Origin of the sequence: Streptomyces sp. 1331.2, from assembly GCF_900199205.1 — a bacterium.
GTDB lineage: Bacteria > Actinomycetota > Actinomycetes > Streptomycetales > Streptomycetaceae > Kitasatospora.
Map to the genome: position 1 here is coordinate 16429 of NZ_OBMJ01000001.1, position 23393 is coordinate 39821.

General features: G+C 73.4%; 23 protein-coding genes. 12 read left to right on the forward strand and 11 right to left on the reverse strand.

Annotated features, from left to right (window positions below):
- Positions 1–77: 77 nt before the first annotated feature.
- Positions 78–1175, reverse strand: coding sequence for a baeRF3 domain-containing protein (locus tag CRP52_RS00100; protein WP_097234460.1), 1098 nt, complete (start codon positions 1173–1175; stop codon positions 78–80).
- A 243-nt stretch (positions 1176–1418) separates the two neighbouring features.
- On the opposite strand from CRP52_RS00100, the gene CRP52_RS00105 reads away from it, so the two are divergent.
- From CRP52_RS00105 to CRP52_RS00130, 6 genes are all read left to right on the forward strand, one after another.
- The gene (locus CRP52_RS00105) at positions 1419–1886 is read left to right on the forward strand and encodes a MarR family winged helix-turn-helix transcriptional regulator (protein ID WP_097234461.1); all 468 of its coding nucleotides are present in this window, start codon (positions 1419–1421) and stop codon (positions 1884–1886) included.
- Positions 1887–2175: 289 nt separating this feature from the next.
- Complete coding sequence (locus tag CRP52_RS00110; RefSeq protein WP_097234462.1) at positions 2176–3378, forward strand: MFS transporter; 1203 nt, start codon at positions 2176–2178, stop codon at positions 3376–3378.
- A gap of 78 nt (positions 3379–3456) precedes the next feature.
- A complete protein-coding gene (locus CRP52_RS00115) occupies positions 3457–3879 on the forward strand; it encodes a GlcG/HbpS family heme-binding protein (RefSeq protein ID WP_097234463.1) in 423 nt (140 codons plus the stop codon).
- Between the two features lie 191 nt (positions 3880–4070).
- Positions 4071–6110, forward strand: coding sequence for an NHL repeat-containing protein (locus CRP52_RS00120; protein ID WP_218893044.1), 2040 nt, complete (start codon positions 4071–4073; stop codon positions 6108–6110).
- A 148-nt stretch (positions 6111–6258) separates the two neighbouring features.
- Entirely contained in the window at positions 6259–8502 is a 2244-nt protein-coding gene (locus CRP52_RS00125) for an MMPL family transporter (RefSeq protein ID WP_097234464.1), read from the forward strand.
- 226 nt (positions 8503–8728) lie between these two features.
- Positions 8729–9367: a hypothetical protein gene (locus tag CRP52_RS00130; protein ID WP_097234465.1), complete on the forward strand. Its 639-nt coding sequence runs from the start codon at positions 8729–8731 to the stop codon at positions 9365–9367.
- A 30-nt stretch (positions 9368–9397) separates the two neighbouring features.
- On the opposite strand, the gene CRP52_RS00135 is transcribed toward CRP52_RS00130, so the two are convergent.
- From CRP52_RS00135 to CRP52_RS00155, 4 genes are all read right to left on the reverse strand, one after another.
- Positions 9398–9634 carry a hypothetical protein gene (locus tag CRP52_RS00135; RefSeq protein WP_143685577.1) on the reverse strand — a complete coding sequence of 79 codons (237 nt, stop codon included), beginning with the start codon at positions 9632–9634 and terminating at the stop codon, positions 9398–9400.
- A 237-nt stretch (positions 9635–9871) separates the two neighbouring features.
- The gene (locus CRP52_RS00145) at positions 9872–10171 is read right to left on the reverse strand and encodes a DUF7701 domain-containing protein (RefSeq protein ID WP_097234468.1); all 300 of its coding nucleotides are present in this window, start codon (positions 10169–10171) and stop codon (positions 9872–9874) included.
- Positions 10168–10734 carry a RipA family octameric membrane protein gene (locus CRP52_RS00150; RefSeq protein ID WP_218893045.1) on the reverse strand — a complete coding sequence of 189 codons (567 nt, stop codon included), beginning with the start codon at positions 10732–10734 and terminating at the stop codon, positions 10168–10170. The genes CRP52_RS00145 and CRP52_RS00150 overlap by 4 nt, the downstream gene beginning before the upstream one ends.
- Before the next feature lie 103 nt (positions 10735–10837).
- The gene (locus CRP52_RS00155; RefSeq protein ID WP_097234469.1) at positions 10838–13735 is read right to left on the reverse strand and encodes an AfsR/SARP family transcriptional regulator; all 2898 of its coding nucleotides are present in this window, start codon (positions 13733–13735) and stop codon (positions 10838–10840) included.
- A gap of 386 nt (positions 13736–14121) precedes the next feature.
- Here CRP52_RS00155 and CRP52_RS00160 point away from each other — a divergent pair, with 386 nt between their 5' ends.
- Both CRP52_RS00160 and CRP52_RS00165 read left to right on the forward strand, forming a co-directional pair.
- Complete coding sequence (locus tag CRP52_RS00160) at positions 14122–15510, forward strand: uracil-xanthine permease family protein (RefSeq protein ID WP_097234470.1); 1389 nt, start codon at positions 14122–14124, stop codon at positions 15508–15510.
- A gap of 155 nt (positions 15511–15665) precedes the next feature.
- The gene (locus CRP52_RS00165) at positions 15666–16388 is read left to right on the forward strand and encodes a heparin lyase I family protein (protein ID WP_097234471.1); all 723 of its coding nucleotides are present in this window, start codon (positions 15666–15668) and stop codon (positions 16386–16388) included.
- Between the two features lie 65 nt (positions 16389–16453).
- Here CRP52_RS00165 and CRP52_RS00170 read toward each other — a convergent pair whose 3' ends face one another.
- The gene (locus CRP52_RS00170) at positions 16454–16666 is read right to left on the reverse strand and encodes a DUF397 domain-containing protein (protein ID WP_097234472.1); all 213 of its coding nucleotides are present in this window, start codon (positions 16664–16666) and stop codon (positions 16454–16456) included.
- Positions 16663–17493, reverse strand: coding sequence for a helix-turn-helix domain-containing protein (locus CRP52_RS00175; protein ID WP_097234473.1), 831 nt, complete (start codon positions 17491–17493; stop codon positions 16663–16665). The genes CRP52_RS00170 and CRP52_RS00175 overlap by 4 nt, the downstream gene beginning before the upstream one ends.
- A gap of 138 nt (positions 17494–17631) precedes the next feature.
- On the opposite strand from CRP52_RS00175, the gene CRP52_RS00180 reads away from it, so the two are divergent.
- Together CRP52_RS00180 and CRP52_RS00185 are read left to right on the forward strand one after the other, a co-directional pair.
- Positions 17632–17892, forward strand: a complete 261-nt coding sequence (locus CRP52_RS00180; RefSeq protein WP_097234474.1) for a hypothetical protein — start codon at positions 17632–17634, stop codon at positions 17890–17892.
- Positions 17893–17948: 56 nt separating this feature from the next.
- Positions 17949–18437, forward strand: coding sequence for an NUDIX domain-containing protein (locus CRP52_RS00185; protein WP_143685581.1), 489 nt, complete (start codon positions 17949–17951; stop codon positions 18435–18437).
- Positions 18438–18496: 59 nt separating this feature from the next.
- Here the strand turns inward: CRP52_RS00185 and CRP52_RS00190 are convergent, their stop codons facing one another.
- On the reverse strand, positions 18497–18706 hold the full coding sequence (locus CRP52_RS00190; protein ID WP_097239732.1) for a DUF397 domain-containing protein: 210 nt from the start codon (positions 18704–18706) through the stop codon (positions 18497–18499).
- Positions 18706–18897, reverse strand: coding sequence for a DUF397 domain-containing protein (locus CRP52_RS00195; RefSeq protein ID WP_306458820.1), 192 nt, complete (start codon positions 18895–18897; stop codon positions 18706–18708). The genes CRP52_RS00190 and CRP52_RS00195 overlap by 1 nt, the downstream gene beginning before the upstream one ends.
- 281 nt (positions 18898–19178) lie before the next feature.
- Between CRP52_RS00195 and CRP52_RS00200 the strand changes: the two genes are divergently transcribed.
- Positions 19179–20189: a helix-turn-helix domain-containing protein gene (locus CRP52_RS00200; RefSeq protein ID WP_257032198.1), complete on the forward strand. Its 1011-nt coding sequence runs from the start codon at positions 19179–19181 to the stop codon at positions 20187–20189.
- Positions 20190–20388: 199 nt separating this feature from the next.
- Entirely contained in the window at positions 20389–21534 is a 1146-nt protein-coding gene (locus CRP52_RS00205) for a UDP-N-acetylglucosamine--N-acetylmuramyl-(pentapeptide) pyrophosphoryl-undecaprenol N-acetylglucosamine transferase (RefSeq protein ID WP_097234477.1), read from the forward strand.
- Positions 21535–21589: 55 nt separating this feature from the next.
- Here the strand turns inward: CRP52_RS00205 and CRP52_RS00210 are convergent, their stop codons facing one another.
- Both CRP52_RS00210 and CRP52_RS00215 read right to left on the reverse strand, forming a co-directional pair.
- Positions 21590–22207 (reverse strand): formyltransferase family protein, encoded by a 618-nt coding sequence (locus tag CRP52_RS00210; RefSeq protein ID WP_257032199.1) that lies wholly within the window; start codon positions 22205–22207, stop codon positions 21590–21592.
- Positions 22208–22236: 29 nt separating this feature from the next.
- Positions 22237–23361, reverse strand: coding sequence for a DegT/DnrJ/EryC1/StrS family aminotransferase (locus CRP52_RS00215; protein ID WP_097234479.1), 1125 nt, complete (start codon positions 23359–23361; stop codon positions 22237–22239).
- Between the last annotated feature and the right edge of the window lie 32 nt (positions 23362–23393).

Below are 23393 nucleotides of genomic sequence, written 5' to 3' on the forward strand. Positions count from 1 at the left end.
GCGTCGTCTTCACGGCTGCGCTGACCGTAGCAGGCGCCGGTGCGCGGGCCCAAGCGATTTAACGGGCCCCGGGTGGGTCAGTAGCGCAGGGCGGCGGCGATCCGGCCGCTGTCGGCGAGGGTGTCGTCGGGGACGAAGGCGACCTTGGCGCCGGTGTCGAGGGCGCGTTCGATCACCTCGTCGACGATGTCCTCGCGGACCCCGGGCCGGCCGGCCTCGTCGGGGACGAGGTGCTCGCCGTCGTCGCGGACGGTGGCGCGGTAGTTCTCCTCGACCAGCAGCCGTTCGACCCGGCCCTGGCCGGCGGCCTGCCAGACCTCGTCCAGGCCGGCCGCGTACGCCTTGCCGCCGCGGGCCCGGTCGAGCAGGGCGAGGGCGTCGGCGGCCTCGCGTTCGGCGTGGGCGCGCACGGCGGGTGCGACCACCTTGCGGACGGTCTCGGCGTCGGCCTGGGCGAGGCCGCCGTGCGGGATCTGCGCGGTGGCCTCCCGGGCGATCGGCCCGGCGGCGTCCAGCAGGGCCAGGGCGGCGGCCTCGCCGACCACGTACAGCGGGCGGGGGTCGTCGGCGAGCAGCTTGCCGAGCTCGGTCTCGGCCCGGCGCAGGAAGGTCTTGGTCTCCTCGTCGCGGAAGGTGCTGGGCGAGTCGCCGATGCGTTCCTGCCGTTCGGGGTCGGGGTTCTCGTTCACGCGCACCAGCGGGAAGCCGTTGCCGGTCCGCTCGGCGACCCGCTCCTCGGTGCCGCCCCACACCGCCACCCGGTCGGCGGCGATCGCGACCACCCAGTGGGGGCGCTCGGCGGCGTGGGCGGCGACCAGGTTGCGGGTGAGGAAGGTGTCGGACACGACCACCCGGGCGGGGGCGGTGCGCCCGAGTGACCAGACCTGGTGCTCGCCGGGCGCGGCGAGGATCGCCAGCCCGTCCTCGGCGTGTACCAGGTCGACTTCGGCCAGGGCCCGGTCGAGCTGTCCCAGCACGTCGATCCGGTCGGCGCGGGAGACGTCGGGGTCGGCCTGGACTCTCTCCTTCGCCTCGGCCAGCAGGTTGCGCAGCCGGACCGGGTCCTGCGCGTCGTCCGGCTCCCGGCGGTGGGTGGGCATCAGGATCGACACCGCCGGATAGGGCCGGGGCCGGCGCAGCTCGGCGAGGACGGCAGGGCTGAGGGCGGGGTGCATGGAGAGCCTTTCCGAGGGCGGGTTCGGTCTTCTGTGCGTGGGCACGCGGGGTCGGGGGGCCTGTCCTGACGCACTGGTCCCGAATTGTCCTCAATGTATCGATCTGAGTGGGTTATGGCGCCGCCGGGATCGGTGCCCGAGCCAGTCGGGCGAGTTAGTTGCATGAGCGGTCTATGGGCCTTGGCTGGTATTTTGCTTGATGGCTTATCCTGGGAGCGCAACCCTTCGGGAAGGAGGCGGCCCATGACCGCCACGGACCCCGCACTCACCGCGCTGGCCAGCGGCTGGGGCGCCCTGTCCCTGCTGCACGGCAGGATCGAGTCGCACATCGAGCGCGCCCTGCAGTCCCGGCACGGCCTGAGCGTGCGGGAGTACTCGCTGCTGGACGTGCTCAGCCGCCAGCACGACGGGGAGGGCGGGCACCTGCAGATGAAGCAGGTCGCCGACGCGGTCGTGCTCAGCCAGAGCGCCACGACCCGCCTGGTCACCCGCCTGGAGGACCGCGGCCTGCTGGCGCGCTACCTGTGCCCGACCGACCGGCGCGGCATCTACACCGACGTGAGCGAGGCCGGCCTGGAGCTGCTGGCGCAGGCCCGTCCGACCAATGACGCCGCCCTGCGCGAGGCGCTGGAGCAGGCCGCCGGCAACCCCGAGCTGGTCCCGCTGGTGCGGGCGGTCGAGGCCGTGGACGCCGCCTCCCCCCGGCGCTGACCCGGCCCCGCTCCCCGACTCCCCCGCCGGCCGTCGCCGGCCACCGATCACCGACCGGGCCCGATCCCGTTCCGCCGCCACCGCGGCGCGGACGGGGTCGGGCCCGGTCGCATGTCCCGGCCCCCGCCGGCCATCCCCGCTTGGCCGCCACCGCTTGGCCGCCCCCGCCGACCGACCCGACCCACGCGCGGCGCGTGCCCGCTATCAGCGTTTGCACTTATCGCGCGTCTGCAACTATTGTCTGAGCACGCAAGGCGCTCACTCAAGCAATCACAGAAGGGTCGGGCCCATGCCTCTCGCTCTCCTCGCCCTGGCCATCGGCGCATTCGGGATCGGGACCACCGAGTTCGTGATCATGGGCCTGCTGCCCCGGATCGCCGACGACTACGGCGTCTCCATCCCCCACGCCGGCCTGCTGGTCACCGGCTACGCGCTCGGCGTCGTCCTCGGCGCACCGCTGATGACCGTCCTCGGCACCCGGATCGGCCGCAAGACGATGCTGATGCTGCTGATGGGCCTGTTCACGGCCGGCAACCTGCTCTCCGCACTCGCGCCCGACCTCCCGCTGATGCTGGCCGGGCGCATCGTGGCCTCGCTCGCCCACGGCGCGTTCTTCGGCATCGGCTCCGTCGTCGCCGCCGACCTGGTCGCCCCCGAGAAGAAGGCCGGCGCCATCGCCACCATGTTCACCGGCCTCACCGTCGCCAACGTCGTCGGCGTCCCGCTGGGCACCTTCGTCGGCCAGGCCGTCGGCTGGCGCACCACCTTCGTCCTCGTCGCCTCGCTCGGCGTCGTCGGCCTGCTCGGCATCGCCCGCCTGGTGCCCGACCTGCCGCGCCCCGAGGGCGCCCGCCTGCGCCCGGAGCTCACCGCCTTCCGCAACCCGCAGGTCCTGCTCGCGATGGCGATGACCGTGCTCGGCTTCGGCGGCGTCTTCGCCTCGATCACCTACATCGCGCCGATGATGACCCACGTCGCCGGCTACTCCGACGGCGCCGTCACCTGGCTGCTGGTGCTGCTCGGCATCGGCATGTTCCTCGGCAACCTGCTCGGCGGCCGCTTCGCCGACCGCAGGCTGATGCCGATGCTGTACGCCTCGCTCGGCGGCCTGGCCCTCGTCCTGGCGCTGTTCACCCTCACCGCCCACGACAAGGTCCTCGCCGCCGTCACCCTCCTGCTCGCCGGCGCCCTCGGCTTCGCCACCGTCCCCCCGCTGCAGAAGCGGGTCCTGGACCAGGCCCACGGCGCCCCCACCCTGGCCTCGGCCGTCAACATCGGGGCGTTCAACCTCGGCAACGCGCTGGCCGCCTGGCTCGGCGGGGCCGTCATCTCCGCCGGCCTCGGCTACACCGCCCCGAACTGGGTCGGCGCCGCCCTCGCCGCCGCCGCCCTCGCCCTGGCCCTGTGGTCCGCCGCCCTGGAGCGCCGCACCCCCTCCCGGACGACCGCCCCCGCGGCCGCGGCGCCCGCCCCCGTTCCCGTCCACCACTGATGCGTTGCACTGACCGGCCCGCCGCACTGACCCGCCGCGCTGGATCCCCTCGCCGAATCCCCCTCCCGGAGAACCGCCATGAGCACCACCACCGCCACCGCCCCGCTGACCACCGCCGACGCCGAGGCCCTGGTCGCGGCCGCCCGCACCGCCGCCGAGGCAGCCGGGGTCGCGGTCGCCGTCACCGTCCTGGACGCCGGCGGGCACCTGCTCGCCTTCCGCCGCGACGACCGCGCCGTCCTGATCTCCGGCGAGACCAGCACCCGCAAGGCCTACACCGCCCTCCAGCTGAACGCCCCCACCGCCGACCTGGTCGACCTGGTCAAGCCCGACGGTCCGTTCCACTCCCTGCCCACCGCGCTGGAGCGCCCCCTGCTGTTCATCGCCGGCGGCCTCCCCGTCCACCGCGACGGCCGCCTGATCGGCGCCCTCGGCATCGGCGGCGGCGCCCCCGAGCAGGACCACTCCTTCGCCACCGCCGCCCTGGCACAGCTCGGCTGACGCCCCGCCCCCGCCGGGCCGCCCCCGCCGCCGCCACGCTCCGCGCCTCGCCCGTACCGGGCAATTTCCGCCGCGTCCCGCGGCCGGTCGCGCGCGGGCGGGCGGCGGATGTGGCAGGCAGGAGGACGGCGGCCGCGCCCCGCAGCGGGCGCACGCACGGGCCGCCTCCCCTGCGACCGAACGGAGCCCCCATGCGCCGACGCCACGGCGTCCTGCTGACCGCCGCCCTCCTGGCCCAGCTCGCCGCCGGGCCCTCCCACGCCGCCGCCCCCGCCGGGTGGGACCCGGCCGGCCAGTGCGGGGTGGTCCGCAGCGGCGACACCCCGCTCGGCGGCGCCGAGGTGACGCTCTACCAGGCCGGGGACGGCCGCGGCGCCGCCCCGCGCGTGCTGGCCCGCACCCGCAGCGCCGAGGACGGGCGCTTCACCCTCGACTACCGCCGCCCGCGCGACCCGAACGCCGTCCTCTACGTGCTCGCCGACCTCGGGCCCGCCCCCACCCGCGCCCCGCAGGCCCCGGCCGCACCGGAGCGCGCCCTGCAGGACCGGCCCCCGCGGCACGGCCCGGACGGCCCGGTCACCCTCGCCGCCGTGCTCAGCGGCGCCGGGGCCCCGCCCGAACTGGTCGTCAACGAGCGCACCACCGTCGCCGTCGCCTACGCCCTGGCCCGCTTCACCGGCCCCGCCGGCGTCTCCGGCACCCGCCCCGGACTGCAGAACGCCGCCGCCATCGCCCACAACCTGGCCGACACCGGCACCGGCGACATCGCCGCCCCGCTCGCCACCCCGCCCAACGGCGCCCTCACCTCGACCATGGCCGAGTTCAACACCCTGGCCAACCTGCTGGCCTCCTGCGTCACCGGCGACGCCTGCGACCAGCTGTTCGACCTGGCCCGCCGCCCCGGCCACGAGCGGCCCCGCGACACCCTGCGGGCCGCCGTGGACATCGCCCACGACCCCGGCCACAACGCCGCCGCCCTGTTCGCCCTCGCCGACACCACCCCCCGCTACCGGCCCGCGCTGCCCGCCGCCCCCGACGCCTGGACCGTCGCCCTGCGCTACGACGGCAACGGCCGGGAACTCGACGGCCCCGGCAACATCGCCTTCGACGCCGACGGCAACGCCTGGGTCAGCAACAACTACGGCTACGACGCCGACCCCGCCCACCCGGTCTGCGGCGGCCGCACCGTCCTGAAGTTCACCCCCACCGGCCACGACGCCCCCGGCGCCCCCTACACCGGCGGCGGCCTGTACGGGGCCGGCTTCGGCATCACCGTCGACGCCCGCGGCAGCGCCTGGGTCGCGAACTTCGGCTTCCAGGGCCGCGGCTGCCCGATCGACCCGACCGACCTCGAACGCAGCCTCTCCCAGTTCGCCCCCGACGGCACCCCGCTCTCCCCGCCCGAGGGCTGGCGCGGCCACGGCATCGCCCAGCCCCAGGGCATGGCCGCCGACCGCTCCGGAACCGTCTGGGCCGCCGACTGCGGCGGCGGCGGGGTGACCCGGATCCCGGACGGCGACGCCACCCGCGCCCGGGAGGTCCCCACCCCCGCACTGAGCAAGCCCTTCGGCGCCGCCGTCGACCCCGACGGGCGCCTGTGGGTCAGCGGCAACGGCAACGACAGCGTCCAGGTCCTGGGCCCCGACGGCACCGCCGAACGGACCGTCACCGGCGGCGGCCTGCGCCGCCCGCTGGCCCTCGCCACCGACAGCAAGGGCTACGCCTGGGTCAGCAACAGCGGCATCCTGCCCGTCCCCTGCGCCGACACCACCGCGGACGACCTCACCACCGCCGCCCTGGCCGGCGACACCGGCCCGCGCCCGGGCGCCTCCGTCACCCTGATCGCCCCCGACGGCACCCCCGCACCCGCACCCTTCACGGACGGCGGCCTGTTCCTGCCCTGGGGCATCGCCGTCGACGGCGACGACACCGTCTGGGTCGCCAACTTCGGCGGCCACCGCGTCGCCCGACTGTGCGGCACCGACCTCACCGCCTGCCCGCCCGGCCACCGCACCGGCCAGCCCCTCTCCCCGCCCGGCACCGGCTACTCCAGCGACGCACTGGAACGCAACACCGGCCTGCAGATCGACCCCTCCGGCAACGTCTGGCTGGCCAACAACTGGCGCACCGTCCCCGTCCAGACCAACCCCGGCGGCCACGAACTGGTCGTCCTGATCGGCGCCGCCGCCCCCGTCCGCACCCCCGCCCTCGGCGGCCCCGCCCAGCCCTGACCGAGCCCCCGTGCGCCCTGCCGGCCCGGGCCCGCCACGCCGGGGCCGGCAGGGCGACTACCCACCGGTACCCGTGGCCCGCCCCCGCCCCGCCGGGAACACTGCGCCGATCGGGCGCACCCGCGCGCGACACACCCGGGAGCCGTCCATGCCGCCGTCCGCCCGACCCGCCCCCTCGGCCACCGCACGCCCGGCCCGACGCGCCGCGCTGCGCCGCCTGGGCGAGTGGTGCGCACGCCACTCACTGATCGTCATCGTGCTGTGGATCGTCGCCCTGGCCGGCATCCAGGCCGCCAACAAGACGGTCGGCGGCACCTACTCGGACGACTTCTCCCTGCCCGGCACCCAGGCGCAGCAGGGCCGCGACGTGCTGCAGGCGCACGAGCCGGCCGCCGCGGGCACCAGCTCCCAGGTGGTGCTGCACGACGCCGCGCAGCTGCCCGGCTTCCAGGCGCAGATCACCCAGGCGCTCACCTCGCTCCAGCAGCTGCCGCACGTGATCGCGGTGCAGAGCCCGCTGCCGCCGCCGGGCCAGCCCCCGGCGCCGGGCGGTCCGCTGGCCGCCGACGGGCTGACCGGGTACATCACCGTCCGCTTCGACACCTCGCCGGCCCTGCTGGGCACCGACTACCTGACCGGGGTGGACGAGGCGGTCGCGCCGCTGCGCCAGGCCGGGGTGCAGGTGGAGTACGGCGGTCCGCTGGGCGAGCTGGCCCGGCCGGCGCCGGACGACCGGGCCAGCGAGGCGATCGGCTTCGCGGTGGCGGTCGTGGTGCTGCTGGTGGGCTTCGGCAGTCTCATCGCGGCCGGGCTGCCGCTGCTGACGGCGCTGTTCGCGGCGGTGGTGGGCCTGGGGGTGCTGGGGCTGATCGCGGCGCTGTCCACCTTCGCGACCGTCGCCCCGACCCTGGCGACGATGATCGGCATCGGGGTCGGCATCGACTACGCCCTGTTCCTGCTGACCCGCCACCGGCAGAACCTGATGGACGGCGTGGACCCGGTGGCCTCCGCCGGGCAGGCGGTGGCCACCAGCGGACGGGCGGTGCTGGTCTCCGGCTGCACAGTGATCATCGCGCTGTCCGGGCTGTCGGTGTCGGGCATCTCCTTCATGGCCAAGCTGGGCGCGGCGGCGGCCGTGACCGTGGTGTCGGCGGTGCTCGGCGCGCTCACCCTGCTGCCGGCGCTGATGGGGGTGATCGGGCGCCGGATGGACCGCTTCTGCGTGCGCCGCCCGATCGCCGAAGCCGGCGGCGCCGAGGGCGAGGGCGGCGCGGAGGCCGGCGGGACCTGGCACCGCTACGCCCGCCGGGTGGAGGCGCACCCCTGGCGCTTCCTGGTGGCCGGGGTGGTCGTGCTGGCGGTGCTGGCGATCCCGCTGTTGTCCATCCAGCTCGGCCACATCGGCGACGGCGCCGACTCCACCGACTTCACCGACCGGCGCGCCTACGACCTGATGTCCCAGGCCTTCGGCCCGGGCTCCAACGCGCCGCTGACGGTGGTCGTCGACCAGAGCGCGGTGCCCGCCGACGCCCGGGCCGGCCTGCAGACCTCGGTGCAGCAGGCCCTCACCCACCTGCCCGGCGCCGCCAGCAGCACCCCGCTGCAGACCAGCCCGGACGGCGCGGTGCTGTTCGGCACCGTCATCCCGGCGGGCGCCCCGCAGGACCGCGCCACCACCGACCTGGTCAACCGCCTGGCGGACCACGTCCTGCCCGACGCGGTGAGCGGCAGCGGCGCGAAGACCTACGTCACCGGCAACACCGCGGCCCAGGTCGACTTCCTGGACATCGTCTCCAGCCGGCTGGTGCCGATCATCGCGGTGGTGGTCGGGCTGGCCTTCCTGATCATCCTGGCGGTCTTCCGCGGCCTGCTCGTCGCGGTCAAGGCCGCGGTGCTCAACCTGCTGTCCATCGCGGCCTCGTACGGGGTGGTGGTGGCGGTGTTCCAGTGGGGCTGGGGCGGGCCGGCGCTCGGCGTCGCGGGGAAGGTCCCGATCGAGAGCTACGTGCCGATGATGATGTTCGCGATCGTCTTCGGGCTGAGCATGGACTACGAGATCTTCCTGCTCTCGCGGGTGCACGAGGCCTGGCTGCGCACCGGGCGCAGCCAGGACGCGGTGGCACACGCGCTGGAGATCACCGCGCGGGTGATCACCTGCGCCGCGCTGATCATGGTCAGCGTCTTCGCGGCGTTCATCGTCAGCGACAACATCGTGATCAAGATGATGGGGCTGGGCCTGGCCGTGAGCGTGCTGGTGGACGCGACGATCGTGCGGCTGCTGCTGGTTCCGGCGGTGATGACCCTGCTGGGCTCGGCGGCCTGGTGGACGCCGCGCTTCCTGGACCGGATCCTGCCGCACATCGACGCGGAGGGCGAGGGCGAGAAGGCCTAGCGGGCCCAGCGGGTCCGCGGGGGTCGTCCGAGCCGTCGGGGCGGCCGGTCCGGCGCGGTGTCAGCATGCCGGTGCTCCGGCCGTGCGGCGGCCAGGGCCCGGGCGCTGTCGGTGAGTTCGGCGAGTGGGAGGTTACGACGGATGCGGGCGGAGTGGGGGTTGCCTGCGCGGCCGCTGAGCTGACATATCATCTGTTGATCTTGAAAGCTAGGAACGGGGTTTCGGCATGGTCGCGCGGATCGGCACCACCGCACGGGGATTGGGCATCGGTATGGCGGCGGTCGTCCTGGGAGGGGTGCTGAGCGCCTGCGGGTCCAGCCCGATCTCGGGCGACCTGGCCGCCGGCGCGCAGAAGTGGCCGGACTTCCGAACCGTGCTGTCCGACAAGGTCGCGCTGAAGCAGACCCTTCCGGGCCGGGCGGCCATGCCCGGCTGGGAGGTGCACCGCAACCGGGTCGCCACCGCGGAGGAGTCGGGCGACGAGTGTCCGGGCTGCAAGCTCGACGGCACCGCCGACTTCGAGGCCGGAGTCGTCACGGCCACCTTCAAGATCACCACCTTCGGCTCCTCGGGCGAGGCGAGCGCGTACCTCGCGAAGGCGGCCAAGGAGTTCGAGACGAAGGCCGGCACGTCCTCCAAGCTCTCGGTGCCGGCCACCGGGAACGAGACCGTCGCCTACAGCGGCACGTACCACGACAGCCCGCGCAACGTCGTCCTGATGCGGGTGGGCACCGCCTTCGCGGGCGTCATGCTTGAGGACTCCTCGGACGTGGCGCAGCTGCAGAAGATGGCGACGATGCTCGCCCGCCGCGTCGAGCAGGCCGCCGCCGGGCAGACCGTCGACGCCGCCCTGGGCGCCGGCTGATCCGGCGCGCCCTCGTGGGCGGGCGCCCCGTCAGCGGCGGCGTGCGGCGTGGATCGCGGCGCCGCCGGCGGCGGTCGCCCAGCCGAGGAAGGCCTGTCGGCCCGAGGTCGCCCAGGTCGGCCCCTGGGCTTCGTAGGAGCCCAGGGAGACGTGGTAGTCGCAGCCGGCGGCCGGTTCGCCGGCCAGGCGGACCTGGACGGTCGCCGACTCGGCGGGCATGGTCGCGGCGTTCGTCCAGTGGGCGCCGCCGTCGACGGAGTACTGCACCGGTGCCCGCCCGCAGTCGGAGGCGGCGTGGGCGGCGGGCGCCGTGACGGCGGCGGCCGCGGCGGTCAGGGCGAGGGCGGTGGGCGCGGACGAACGGCGCGGGCGCAGGCGGGGCGCCGGCGCGGGGGCGGGCGCGGACGGGTGAACCGCCCCGCCGTCCCGGGCGCCTGCTCGGGCCCGGCCCGCGGCACCGGCCCGCGGCGGTGGTGCTCCCCGGCCGCGGGCCTGCGGTCGTCGTCAGTGCAGGGGGTCCTTGAGATGGCGGGCGGCGGTGCGGATGGCGAGGGTGTAGGGGGCGTCCAGGGCGCGGGTGCGGGCGTCGAGTTCGGCGAAGGGCACCAGCGCCCGGTGGCTGTCGTCGGTGGCCTGGGTCCAGGCCGTCCAGGCGTTGTGGACGTCCTCGTCGGTGACCTGTTCGCCCTTGGCCTGCAGCAGGACGGCGTAGATCCGGAACAGGTCCTCCGAGCCCGTGGGAGGTCTCGCCTCCGAGGGCAGGCAGGAGCGGATGAGGTCGGCGATGGGATCGAGATGGCTCATGCGGCCAGTGTGCCGGTGACCAGGGTGCCGGTGAGCAGGATCAGGTGGGATGCCGCGAAGACCATCGGCACCGCCCGCTCGGTGGTGCCCAGTTCGGTGTAGTGCTTGCGCCAGCGGCCGCTGCGGGAGGCGTTTCTGAGGGTGTCCCACTCGTCGGTGTAGATCCGTGCCGCCAGCTGCTCCTCCAGGCCGTTGATGACCGTGAACTTGGCGGCGTTGAGGTCCCGGTAGCTGCGCAGCTGCATCCACCAGGCGCCGGAGAGGGTGAGGCCGGCCAGGGCGACGGCCGTCGGCACCCACCACGGGGACTCGGAGAGCTTGGGTATGCCGAATCCGATGAGGGTGACCAGGGCGGTCTGCACGGACAGGAAGTAGGTGTTGGCGGTGCCCCGGCGGGCGGAGACCCGGTCGGCCATCTCCACGGCGAGTTTGTAGAGCTCCAGCAGTTCGCCGGGATTGTTCGGCTGCGGCGAACGGTTCGGCTGCGGCGGGCGGCTGGGTTCGGGTGACTGGAGTGACTGGACCGGCAGCGGCGAGCGGTTCGGTTGCGGCGGCGTGGCCATCGCGGCTCCCTCGGGCGGGCGGGAGGGCGGGGACGAACCGTTCGGGTACGGTGCCGCCCCCGCCGACACTGACGCGACGTCACCTTCCCTGTGCGGGAGGGTTCTACCGGCCGGCCGGGGAAGCCGTGGCGGCAGCAGTTGCCGTCGCCGTGGCGGTGGCGGTGGCGGCAGCCGTGGCGGGTGGCAGGGCGTGCAGGGCCGCGAGGGCGTCCGACTCCCCCTCGGCGAACCCGTGGGCGCGGGCGGCCCGCAGTGCGGCGTCGAGGTGGCGCGCGGCCTCCTCGCGGTGGCCGGTGGCGGCCAGGGCGCGGCCGTACAGGGTCTGCAGCACGATGCGGCGGGCGGCGGGGAAGGAGTGCTCGGCCAGGGCCAGGGCGCGCGCGGCGTGCTGGGCGGCCTCCTCGGGGGCGCCGGCCTGAAGGCACGCGTGGGCCAGGTGCTGGCGGGCCAGGGCGACGAGGTCGGCGCGTGCGGCCCGCTCGGCGAGGACCAGGGCCCGGGCCAGCAGGCCGCGCACCCGGGCGGTGCGGCCGTGGCGGGCCAGGGCGACGGCCAGGTTCATCAGGGCGACGGCCTGTGCGGTGCCGTCCCCGGCCAGGGCGGCCAGGTCGGGGGCCCGTTCCAGGTGTGCCAGGGCCTGCTCGTGGTGGCCCTCCTCCAGCAGGACCCACCCCAGCAGCGCCCGGGCGCGGGACTGGGCGCCCGGGTCGCGGTCGGCCTCGGCGGCGGCCAGGCCATGTTCGAGCAGCGGCGCCCAGCCGTCCCGGACCTGCCAGACGATCAGCGGCCACTGCAGCAGGACCAGGCGCCAGGCCCGGTCGTGCAGGCCCGCGGTGACCGCCGCCTCGACCGCGCCGCGCAGGGTGTCGCGCTCGGCGGCGTACCAGGCGAGCGCGCTCTCCCGGTCCGGGAAGGGGCGCACGTCGGCGGGGCGCCGGGTGCCGGGCGGCAGGGCGCAGCACGGTTCGCTGCCGGGTTCGGCGGCCTCGCAGGCGGTGATCAGGGTGCTCAGCAGGTGGTCGAGCAGGCGTGGCAGGACCTGGGTGTCGGCGGTGTCGGCGGGCAGGCTGCGGGCGTAGAGGCGGACCAGGTCGTGCAGGGTGTAGGCGTCGCGGCCGATCTCGACGAGGAGGTGGGCGGTGGCGAGTTGGGCCAGTGCTGCGGCGGCTTCGCTCCGGTGGCAGTCGGCGAGGGCGGCGGCGGTGCGGCTGTCGAGGGTGGTGCCGGTGTGCGCGCCCAGGCGGTGGAACATCCGGCGGGCGGGTTCGGACAGGTGTTGGACGGTGAGGGCGAGGGCGGCGGCGACGCTGGTGTCCTCGACTTCCAGGATTCCCAGCCGGCTGTGTTCGTCGGCCAGTTCGTCGGCGAGCAGGGCGAGGTCGCGGGAGGGTCCGGTGGCCAGGCGGGCGGCGGCCAGGCGCAGGGCGAGCGGCAGGCCGTCGCACAGGCCGGCCAGGCGGTGGGCGGCTTCGGGTTCGGCGGCGACGAGGTCGGCGCCGAGGGTGGCGGAGAGCAGGGTGACGGCCTGCGGGGGCGAGAGGTGGGTGAGCGGGACGGGGCGGGCGGCGTCGGAGGCGACCAGGCCGCCGAGGCGGTCGCGGCTGGTGACCAGGGTGACGCAGCCGTCGCCGTCGGGCAGCAGCGGGCGGACCTGGTCGGAGCGGCGGGCGTTGTCCAGGACGATGAGCATCCTGCGCTCGGCGGTCAGTTCGCGGTAGCGGGCTGCCATGGCCTCGGGGGTCGCGGGCATCTGCTCGGCGGGCAGGCCGAGGCCGAGGAGGAGTTCGCGCAGGACGGCGGGGGTGGAGCGTTCGGGCAGCGGGCTGTGGCCGCACAGGTCGACGAGGAGCCGGCCGTCGGGGAAGTCGGCCTGGCGGTGGTGGGCCCAGTACACGGCGAGGGTGGTCTTGCCGACTCCGGCGCCGCCGGTGAGCACGGCGATCGGTCCGGGGCCGCCGGTGAGCACGGCGATCGGTCCGGGGCCGGCGGTGGCGCGGTCGAGTGCGGCCAGGTCGTCCTGGCGGCCGGAGAAGCCGCGGGGGCGGCGGGGGAAGGGCCAGGGGGCGGCGGGGCGGGCGGGGGGTGGTGGCGGCGTCGGGGCGGGCGCGGGCGTCGGGGCGGTGGCGGGGGCCTGGGCGGGGGCGGGCGTGGGGGTGGGTCCGGGGGCCTGGGCGGTGGCGGGGTGCGGGTCGGGGACGAAGGCGAGGCCGCCGACGGTCGGCACCCGCGGCGGCGGCACCCGGTCGGGCCGCGGCGCGGCGGTGGTGCGCAGCAGGCGGTCGTGGGCGTCGACGAGTTCTTGGCCGGGGTCGATGCCCAGTTCGTCGGCGAGGGCGCGGCGGGTGCGGTGGAACCAGTCCAGTGCCTCCGAGCGGCGTCCGGCCCGGCCGAGGGCCAGCATGAGGGCGGCGACCAGGGGTTCGCGCAGCGGGTTCATGGTGGCTTCGGTGGACAGGACGCCGGCTGCGGCGCCGTGGTCGCCGAGTGCGCTGTGGGCGCGGGCCAGTTCCTCGACGGCGGCGAGGCGTTCCTCTTCCAGTGCGTGTGCGGCGCACTGCAGGGGCACGCTGGGGGCGGTGCCGGCGAGGGCGGGGCCGCGCCACAGGGCGAGTGCTTCGCGCAGGGCCTCGACGGCCTGGGCGGCGTCGGGCAGGGAGCGGGCGGTGCGGACGAGGTGTTCGAAGCGGTCGGTGTCGACCGCGAGTTCGGGGACGCGCAGCAGGTAGGCGCCGCCGTCGGTGACGAGTTCGACGCCGACGGCGGGGGCGTCGTGGTGGGCGAGCAGGGCGCGCAGGGCGGAGACGTGGTTGTGGATGACGGTGCGCGCGTGGCGGGGCGGTTCCTCGTCCCACAGCGTCTCGGTGAGGCGGTCCACGGTGACGGGTGCGCCGGGGTTGAGCAGCAGCATGGCCAGCAGGCTGCGGCGTTTGGCGGACCCGACCGGCAGCTCCCGGCCGTCCGTGGCCACGGCGGCCACCGAGCCCAGCAATCGGAAATCCACGACCTGCCCCTCGATTAATGCGACAAGCATATGACAGTAGGCGACTCGTCGATCACAGGGTGTCGTCCGGGCGACGCCCCGGTGACCGGCGGGCGGCGGACGGCCGCTCGTACGGACCGCTGCCGGCCCTTGCTCGTACGGGCCGCTGTCGCTGCCGGGCCGCCGTCGGCGGGCGGCCTCGGGGCAGAGCTTGCGCGAAGATCCGTCCCGGCCGCCAGCGGTCACGGGCAGTCAGGGACGCTGGAATGCCCGTACGGGCTCTGACCAGGGCGGATACCGGGCTCCTGGAACGCGCGGCCGGGACGCGGGCGATTCGTCGGGACAGCCGGTGACCAACCACAATGATGCTTTTCGGAAATGACCCACAGAGAAAGCGAACCCCCACCATGGATCTCGGCGTGCGCTGGAAGCTGCACGGTGACGGGCGCACGCCCGCGCCGGGGGCGGTCGTCCGCCCCGACGAACGGCTCTCCTGGCCCCGCACGGTCGGACTGGGCGCCCAGCACGTCGTGGCGATGTTCGGCGCCAGCTTCGTGGCGCCCGTGCTGATGGGGCTCGACCCGAACCTCGCCATCATGATGTCCGGCGTGGCCACCGTGATCTTCCTGCTGGCCACCCGCGGCCGGGTGCCCAGCTACCTGGGCTGCTCGCTGTCCTTCGTCGGCGTGGCCGCGGTGATCCGGGCGCAGGGCGGCACCAGCGCGACGGTGACCGGCGCCGTGTTCGTGGTCGGCATCGCGCTGTTCCTGGTGGGCCTCGCCGTCCAGAAGTTCGGGGCGCGCATCATCCACGCGGCGATGCCGCCGGTCGTCACCGGCGCGGTCGTCATGCTGATCGGCTTCAATCTGGCCCCGGTGACGGCCTCGGTCTACTGGCCGCAGGACCAGTGGACGGCGCTGCTGGTGATGCTGTTCACCGGGCTGGCCGTGGTGGGCCTGCGCGGCTTCTGGTCACGGGTGGCGATCTTCCTCGGGCTGGTCTTCGGGTACGGGATCTCCTGGCTGTTCGACCGGATCTTCGGGAAGATCCACTCGGTGGACGCGAGCGGGCACCTGACCGACCACTGGCGCCTGGACCTGTCCGGTGTCGGCAAGGCGGACTGGGTCGGCCTGCCCACCCTGCACGGCCCGTCCTTCCAGTGGTCGGCGATCCTGGTCGCGCTGCCCGTGGTGATCGCCCTGGTCGCGGAGAACGCCGGGCACGTCAAGGCCGTCGGCGAGATGACCGGCACCGACCTGGACGACAAGCTCGGCACCGCGATCTCCGCCGACGGCGTCGCCTCGATGCTGTCCACCGCGGTCGGCGGCCCGCCGAACACCACGTACTCCGAGAACATCGGCGTCATGGCCGCCACCCGGGTCTACTCCACCGCCGCGTACTGGGCGGCGGCCGGCTTCGCGCTGCTGTTCGGCATCTGCCCCAAGTTCGGGGCCGTCGTCGCCGCGATCCCCGGCGGGGTGCTCGGCGGCATCACCGTCATCCTGTACGGAATGATCGGCCTGCTCGGCGCGCAGATCTGGACCAAGTCCGGGGTGGACCTGCGCAATCCGCTCAACCTGGTGCCGGCCGCGGCGGGCATCATCATCGGCATCGGCAACGTGACGATGAAGTTCACCGACACCTTCACCCTCAGCGGCATCGCGCTGGGCACGCTGGTCGTCATCACCGGCTACCACGCGCTGCGGGCGCTGGCGCCGGCGCACCTCAAGGTGCAGGAACCGCTGCTGGACGAGGGCACCTCCTCGTACGACGAGCAGGGCGAAGCCCGTCGCTGACGTCCGGTGAGGCGGACCGGCGGAAGTAGCCCAACGGGTTACTTCCGCCGGTCGTTCCGCCTGGTTCACGGGCCCGGCAGGTGGTCGAATCGCCGCGTACACCCACGATGCCCGTTCGGCGCCCATGCGGTGCCCGATTCGACCCGGGGAGAGGCATGTCCCTTCCGTCCGACCGCCGCAAGCTCGCCTACGGAGGCGTGGCCGTCACCGTGCTCGCCCTCTCCTGGGCCACCGTGACACCCAGCAGCGCGGCGGGGCAGGTGCTGTGGACCCCGAGCACCGACAAGGGGGCGTCCTCCTTCGCCGCCGTACAGTGCGCCTCCGGCAACTTCAAGGTCGTGAACGACGCGGCCAAGGGCAAGGTGTGGCGGGCCCACCAGGCCGCCGGGCAGGAGCGCTGCGAGACGCTGAGCCCGGATTTGAAGAACGGTGACACGTTCTACCTGGGCTGGTCGTCCAAGGTGGACATCAAGGACGCCAACAGCCGCTACGTCTTCCAGCTCAAGTGCGACCCGAGCACGGACACCGCCAACCACCCGATCGAGATCGACGCGACCAACGGGCGGATCCGGCTGCAGGAGTGGGACACCAAGCACGTCTCGCACACGCTGTGGACCGCGCCGACCGCCAACGGGCAGTGGCACTCGTACGCGCTGAAGATCCGCCTGGGGCGCACGGACGGCACGATCGACTTCTGGTTCGACGGCAAGAAGCAGACCTTCACCACCGGGTCGGGGACCTTCAAGGGCACGACCTGGGACGGCAACCGGAACTACCTCAAGTGGGGCTCCTACCACGAGTCCACGGGGGACGCGACGAACACCTTCACCAGCCCGGTGATGGCCACGACGCTGGAGGCCGCGACCGCCGGCTCGTAGGGCGGCGCTTCGCCGACATGACGCAGGCCCGGACCGCGTGGGGGCGGTCCGGGCCTGCGGGCGTTTCAGATGTCGCCGAACTCACCGCTGCGGACAGCGGAGACGAAGGACTTCCAGGCCTCGGCCGGGAAGACCAGGGCCGGGCCCTGGGGGTCCTTGGAGTCACGGACCGGGGCCAGGCCGGGGAAGTTGGGGGCCACCTCGACGCAAGTACCACCGTTGTTGCTGTAGGAGGACTTGAACCACTGGGCGCCGGACAGGTCTACAGGGGGGATCATGACGTTCCTCTCACGCCTTGCTTGCGGATCATCTCCAGTGACGCAGCCTTCGACAGCGCTTCCACCTGGAGCTGATGGTAGTCCCGCTCCCAGGCCCGAGCAGTCTCGGTGTCTCGCGCGAGGAAGCCACGCAGCTGGCACTCCGAGTATGCCAGGAGCGTCCGATCCGCCAGAGTCAACAGTGTGACAACCATGGTGAACGGCAGTTCCTCCGCGAGCGAGAACGGCGCCACCTGGATGGTGATGTTCGGACGGCTCGCGAGATCTTCGAGATGCGCCAGCTGTCGCGCCATCACCTTGGCCCCTCCCACGGTTCGCAGGAGAGCTCCTTCATCCAGGACGAAATGCAGGCGAGGCGCCGGCCTCCGATCAAGCAGCTTCTGACGGGCGGCAAGGAAGTCGAGTCGACCTGCGGCCTTTTCCTCGGTGATGCTGCCGCGTCGAACGGCTGCGGCCACGAAGGCTTCGGCATACTCCATCGTCTGGGCCAGACCAGGCACGATGCCCAGTTCGAAGTGGGAGATCCCCTGAGCCTTCGCCTCCTGCTGCGCGTACTCGGAAAACCCCTCCAGCAGCGACGACCCGCTGAGGCTCCAGTACGTCAGTTCCAGTGACCCACCGGCATCAAGGGCCCTGTCGGCACTGCGAACCCAGTCGAGCGTGGGACTGCGCGTCCCTCTTTCGAGGTTCGAAATCTGACTATCGCTCAGGTTCGTCAGCTCGCCGAGCCGGGTCTGCGTCAACCCCGCCGCCTTGCGCAACCTGCGCAGTTGAGCCCCGAACGCTTTGAGGGGTGAAGCCGATGGATCCAGCCGAGACTCACGCATCGTCAGACCTCCGCCGCGCGCGAATACCACAAGGGGAAACTGTCAAGTGGAAAAGCCTTCCGATAGTAAGGGCGATCACGCCATCATGGCTACACCCGGTGAACCGCCGGAAGCGCAGCGCAACCTACGGAGACCCCCATGCCTGACGCGCAGTACCCCTTCCCCTGCTTCCAACTCAACGAGGTGGTGCAGGACTTCAGCCGCCCCGAGGACGGGAAGCCGCGCGAGGGCGTCTTCGTGGAGGTGGAGTTCGGGAAGGCGATTCTCCGGCCGCTGGGAGCGAACGGTCCCGAGCGTCGGGTCGACCTGGGCGTGATCCGGTCGCTCGACCCGAGGGAGATCGCGCCCGGCACCTGCGGGAAGCCGCACCGTCGGCCGTTCGACGGGTGGCCGCTGTGACCGCCGTGGCCGCCGAATTCCTCACATCTGGAGCCGAGTTGAGCAAGACCCGCCTCATGAGCAGGCCCCCCGGGCGGCGATCCGTCCAGCAGGTCCTCGTCCTTCTCGAACACCCCGACGAGCCGGATGAGTTCTCCGCCCTCCTCGTCGACTCCGTCCACCGCAACGGGCTGTCCCTGCCCGGCGGCAGCGCCGAGCAGGACGAGCTGCCGCACCTCGCGGCCCGCCGGCACCTGGAGACGGCAACCGGGCTCGTCCTCTCCCTGCGCACCATCCTGTCGGTCGACTACGTTCCCGCCGCCGAATTCCCCGAAGGCCTCAACTTCGTGTACGCGGGCGGGATGATCACACCCCGGCAGGCCGAGGTCGTCCGCCGGCACCAGCCGCCGGACGGGATCTGCGGCCTCCACTGGGTACCCCAGGGCCGGCTGCGCGACGCCATGACCGAGGACCAGTACCGGCGCGTCGAAGACGCCTGGGACGCCTGGGAACACGGCGCCGGACTCCCCCTCCTGGTACGGGGCGTCCCGGTCCCGGTCGGCTGATCACGACGGGGCCCGGACCGCCACGAGCGCGTTCCGGGCCTCCGCTTCGAGACTTCGGCTCAGCCTTCGCCGAACTCGCCACTGCGGACAGCGGCGACGAACGCCGTCCACGCGTCTGCGGCGAAGACCAGGGCGGGCCCGTTCGGGTCCTTGGAATCGCGGACAGGCATCACACCGGAGAAACCGGGTGCCACCTCTACGCAGTTGCCTCCGTTGTTGCTGTAGGAGGACTTGAACCACTGGGCGTCGGACAGGTCTACGGGAGGGATCACGGTGTTCCTCTCAGATCTCGCCGAACTCGCCGCCTGCGGACGGCGATGATGAACGACGCCCACTCCTCGGCGGCGAAGACCAGGGCCGGCCCGTTCGGATCCTTCGAATCTCGGACGTGCATCAACTCACGAAATTCGCAAGCAACTTCAACGCAGTTGCCGCCCTGCTGGCTGTACGTCGACTTCACCCACGAAGCGGCAGCCAGGTCGAGCAGCCATACGACTCCCTCCGAGCAGCGCAGTCACGTCTCGGCTCCAGGGTAGAGCGGCGGCAGCACCCGAGGGGGGCTGCCGCCGGATCCGACTGACGATTCGTCACTGTTCGACCATGGCTGGGCCTCCCGCCCCGTCCACCCTTCACCCCGTGAGCTGGCCGAACTCCTCCTTGGCGTGGACACGGCCAGGCTCGAAGATGTCGGCGGGGAGGCCTCGCCGGCTAGGCGAGGGATCGTGATTCAAGGGAGCGAAGATGCGCACGGGTGCGGAGAGCGCACTGGGGGACGGCGTCATGACGGGGAAGGACCGGTTCGAGCTCTGGCGGGACGCGCTGGCGAAGACGCGTGAGTGCGAAGCGACCAGCGCCCACGCGGACAGTTTCCAGGCGGAGTTGCGGTCGTCGGCGCTGGGGCAGGTGACCCTGCTGGGGACGTCGTTCCCGTCGGCGCGAGTCCGGCGGACCGAGCGCATGGTGCGCCGCTCGCACGGCCCTGAGCTGTACCACCTGACGTTCCTGACGGCAGGTAGCCAAGCGCTGCGGCACGGCGCGGACCGGACGGAGAAACACAGGTCGGGAGACCTGGTGTTCCTCGACTCTTCACACCCGTACGACGCCCGGTTGTTCGGTGGCGGCCCCGGCAAGCCCCGGATCGAGGGCGTGGGCGCCGACTTCCCGGTGTCGCTGCTGCCGATCCCGCCGCGGCTGCTGCGCGGCCTGCTCGGCCGGGGGCTGCCCGCTCGGGAGGGGTCGGGTGCGCTGCTCGCGCAGTTCCTGCTCGGCCTGGACCGGCAGGCCGACGTCCTGCAGCCGGCCGAGGCGGCCCGCCTGGGCACCGTCCTGGTCGACCTGACAGCGGCCTGGCTCGCCCGGGAACTCGACGCCGCCTCCCAGCTCCCGCCCGACGCCCGGCACCGGGCCCTGGTCGAGAACATCCGGGCCTTCATCCGGCACAACCTCCACGACCCCGCCCTGACCCCGGCCACGATCGCCGCCGCCCACCACATCTCCGTCAGCCACCTGCACCGCCTGTTCACCCAGCATTCCCAGGGCGAGACCGTCGCCGCCTGGATCCGCAGCCAACGCCTGAAGAAGGCCCACCGCGACCTGACCGACCCCGCACTGCAGGACCTGCCCGTCCACGTCATCGCCGCCCGCTGCGGCATGTTCCGCGCCTCCGAGTTCAGCCGCGCCTTCAAAACCGCCTACGGCCTCTCGCCCCGGGAACACCGCCACCGGGCCCGGCACGAGCCCGGCGGCCGGTAAGCCGCGCAACGCACGGACCAGCGCGGCCGGGTGTCTCGTTCCCGGATGGCGCGAGCATGTACTCGTTCGGGTGAAGTGCCCGGTCGGCACGCGGACTTCGGCGTAGCGGTGCCCTGCTATCGTCCGCCCTGTCCGCCACCCGGATTCTGGGAGTCTTCCTGTGAGTAGCGATGCCGTCGACCGTCTTCCGCAGCGGGCTTTGCGGCTCGTCGTCACTGGCGGCGGAACCGGCGGTCACACCTATCCGGCGCTGACCGCGGTCCGCACGGCGCGGGCGAGGCTCGCCTCTGCGGGCCGGGCGCTGGACGTCCTGTGGGTGGGCACGGCGGACAGCCTGGAGTCCCGGGTTGCGGCGAGCGAAGGCATCGAGTTCGCTGCGGTTGCCACAGGGAAGATCCGACGCCACCGGAACCCGCTCAGGATGGTCTCTCCCGCGAACGTGCGGGACATGGCGCGGGTTCCGCTCGGGGTAGCGCAGGCCCGCGCCGTGGTCTCCCGCTTCCACCCCGACGTGGTACTGGCCACGGGCGGATACGTTGCCGTGCCGGTGGGCATCGCCGCTTCGCTGTGTCGTCGCCCGCTCGTCGTCCACGAGCAGACGGTGCGCCTGGGCCTGGCCAACCGGACGCTCGCGGGACGGGCTGCCCGCATCGCGGTGTCCTCCGAGTCCACCGTGCCGCTGCTGCCGGAGGCGTCCCGGTCGATCGCGGTCGTCACCGGCAACCCGGTGCGGCCCGAGGTGCTGACCGGTGATGCGGACAAGGCGGTCCAGGCGCTCGGGCTGCACGGGTTCCGCCGCGATCTGCCGACCGTCTACGTCACCGGTGGCGCCCAGGGCTCGGAGCAGATCAACGGACTGGTGGCGGACGTTCTGCCCTGGCTGCTGGCCGGCGCCAACGTGATCCACCAGTGCGGCCCGGCGCACGTCGAAGCCCTGCGGGCCCGCGCCGCGGCTCTTCCCTCGCAGCTGGCGTCCCGGTACCTGTTGACCGGGTTCGTCGGCCCCGAACTGCCGGACGTGCTCGCGCTGGCCGATGTCGTGGTCTCCCGCAGCGGGGCGGGCACGATCGCGGAGCTGACGGCGCTGGGCAAGGCCGCGGTCCTCGTCCCGCTCGCCAGTTCGGCCGGCAACGAGCAAGCCCACAACGCGAGCCACCTGCACGACGCCGGGGCGGCGATCGCGCTCCTCGGCGAGGTGACGGCGGGGCGCCTCCGTGAGGCGGTCGACCCGCTGCTGACCGACGCCGAGCGCCGTGGGGCCATGGCGGAGCGGGCGCGCGCTCACGGCCGTCCGGATGCCGCCGACCGGCTGGTGGACGTGCTCTTCTCCGCCGTCGCGCACTGACGCGCGACCACGGAGCAGGGCCCGAGGCACGGACGCGCCTCGGGCCCCGGTGTCCTCACGCCCCAAGCCGGCCGGTGGACGACTCGCGCGTCCAGTCGCCCCGGTCGCCGAGGGAGACGTTGTCCCGGCTGAAATGGGTCACCGCTCCTGTTGCCTCTTGCGGCCGGGGCACGATCTGGTCCAGGCGGGGCAGCGTGTCCGAGATGAGCAGCCGCCCGTGGCGCATACACCGGTCCCAGACGTCGCGTACCTCGTCCACGTCGGGCCAGATGGAGAAGACCGCCTCGGCGAGGATCGGGCCGGAGTCGATGCCCGCGTCGATGACGTGGATCGTGATGCCGTGCAGGTGCTCGCGGTTGCGCAGCGCCCAGTTGACCGGCCGCACCCCGCGGTAGCCGGGCAGGCGGCCGGGGTGACAGTTGATGATGTGACTGGTGGCGTCGATGAGCTCCGGACCGATGATCTTGTCGTAGAGGACACTGAAAACGAGGTCGCAGCGGCCCGGTTCCAGGTCCCGCCAGTCGCCCGAGCGGAGGATGCGGGCCTCGGGGTGGTGTTCGGCGGCGTGGTCGGACAGGCGGAGGTCCCAGTCCGGCTCGACCGCGTTCGGGATCACCGTGTCCAGGACGGTCCCGGGCAGCGCGGCGATCGTCTCGCAGGCGTGCGCGGCCAAGGCGCCCTTCCCAAGGACCGCCGCGCGCCTCACTGCCCGCCCCCGGTCGCGGCCTTGAGCGTGGCGGCGACGTGGCGCACGTCGTCGTCGGTCATGTGCTGGTGGAACGGCAGCGTCAGGATCTCCCGGCCGGCCTGCTCGGTGACGGGCAACACCCGGCGCCACGGGGCGAAGGCGGGTTGGAGGTGGTTGGGCGGGTAGTGGACGCCGACCGCGACACCTGCGGCGAGCATGCGCCGGAACACCTCCTCGCGGTCGGCGACCCGGACCACACACAGGTGCGGGACCGAGTGGTCCACGTCCACGTCCACCAGCCTCACGGCCGGCACGTCGCGCAGGGCGCAGCGGTAGGACCGCCACAGTTCCTGGCGGTTGACCTCGGTGGTCTTGAACTTAGGCAGTTGTGCCAGCCCGATCGCCGCGTTGAGCGAGGAGAGCTGGTACCGCAGCCCGAAGCCTTCCACGCGGTAGGAGGTGGCGGCCTGCCGTTGCGCCTGCGATGCGACGACGCCGAGCAGCCGTAGCTGGCGGACCGTGGCGGCTTCCGCCGGAGTGCGGGGGATGACCATGCCGCCCTGCCCGCACGTCAGGTTCTTGATCGGCCCGAAGGAGAAGCACGTCAGGTCGCCCGTGCTGCCGACCCGCACGGAGCCGCGGTAGGAGCCGAAGGCGTGGGCGGCGTCCTCGACGACGGCGATGTCCCGCCGGTCAAGCGTGTCGCGGATCTCGGTGAGGTCGACGGCCCGGCCGCCGTACAGGACCGGCATCACGGCCCGGGTGTCGGGGGTGATCGCTTCCATCACCGCGTCCGGCTCGATGCACAGGGTGCCCGGGTTCACCTCGATGAAGCGGGGCGCGGCGCCGCAGGCCAGGACGGCCTGGATGGTGGCGCAGAACGTCAGCGAGGGGACGATCACCTCATGGCCGGGGCCGACACCCGCGGCCAGGAGCGCGGTGTGCATCGCGGCGGTGCCGGAGGTGACGGCCACCGCGTCGGGCACGCCGAGGAACGCGGCGACTTTCCGCTCGAACTCCTCGGTGACCTGCGTGTGCCCGTACTGGCCGGCCTTCAGGACCCGGGCCACCGCGTCCGCCTCGCCTCCATAGAGGAACGGGGTCGCGTTGCGCCGGTACTCAGGGGTGGTGGGGTTCAACCCTTCTTCCTTCCGTCGTCGTTCGTCGCGGG

Bases quoted from the DNA above. Each gene is read 5' to 3' on its own strand.
- CRP52_RS00100 (WP_097234460.1), bottom strand. From the start codon at position 1,175: ATGCACCCCGCCCTCAGCCCTGCCGTCCTCGCCGAGCTGCGCCGGCCC.
- CRP52_RS00105 (WP_097234461.1), top strand. From the start codon at position 1,419: ATGACCGCCACGGACCCCGCACTCACCGCGCTGGCCAGCGGCTGGGGC.
- CRP52_RS00110 (WP_097234462.1), top strand. From the start codon at position 2,176: ATGCCTCTCGCTCTCCTCGCCCTGGCCATCGGCGCATTCGGGATCGGG.
- CRP52_RS00115 (WP_097234463.1), top strand. From the start codon at position 3,457: ATGAGCACCACCACCGCCACCGCCCCGCTGACCACCGCCGACGCCGAG.
- CRP52_RS00120 (WP_218893044.1), top strand. From the start codon at position 4,071: ATGCGCCGACGCCACGGCGTCCTGCTGACCGCCGCCCTCCTGGCCCAG.
- CRP52_RS00125 (WP_097234464.1), top strand. From the start codon at position 6,259: ATGCCGCCGTCCGCCCGACCCGCCCCCTCGGCCACCGCACGCCCGGCC.
- CRP52_RS00130 (WP_097234465.1), top strand. From the start codon at position 8,729: ATGGTCGCGCGGATCGGCACCACCGCACGGGGATTGGGCATCGGTATG.
- CRP52_RS00145 (WP_097234468.1), bottom strand. From the start codon at position 10,171: ATGAGCCATCTCGATCCCATCGCCGACCTCATCCGCTCCTGCCTGCCC.
- CRP52_RS00150 (WP_218893045.1), bottom strand. From the start codon at position 10,734: ATGGCCACGCCGCCGCAACCGAACCGCTCGCCGCTGCCGGTCCAGTCA.
- CRP52_RS00160 (WP_097234470.1), top strand. From the start codon at position 14,122: ATGGATCTCGGCGTGCGCTGGAAGCTGCACGGTGACGGGCGCACGCCC.
- CRP52_RS00165 (WP_097234471.1), top strand. From the start codon at position 15,666: ATGTCCCTTCCGTCCGACCGCCGCAAGCTCGCCTACGGAGGCGTGGCC.
- CRP52_RS00170 (WP_097234472.1), bottom strand. From the start codon at position 16,666: ATGATCCCCCCTGTAGACCTGTCCGGCGCCCAGTGGTTCAAGTCCTCC.
- CRP52_RS00175 (WP_097234473.1), bottom strand. From the start codon at position 17,493: ATGCGTGAGTCTCGGCTGGATCCATCGGCTTCACCCCTCAAAGCGTTC.
- CRP52_RS00180 (WP_097234474.1), top strand. From the start codon at position 17,632: ATGCCTGACGCGCAGTACCCCTTCCCCTGCTTCCAACTCAACGAGGTG.
- CRP52_RS00185 (WP_143685581.1), top strand. From the start codon at position 17,949: ATGAGCAGGCCCCCCGGGCGGCGATCCGTCCAGCAGGTCCTCGTCCTT.
- CRP52_RS00200 (WP_257032198.1), top strand. From the start codon at position 19,179: ATGCGCACGGGTGCGGAGAGCGCACTGGGGGACGGCGTCATGACGGGG.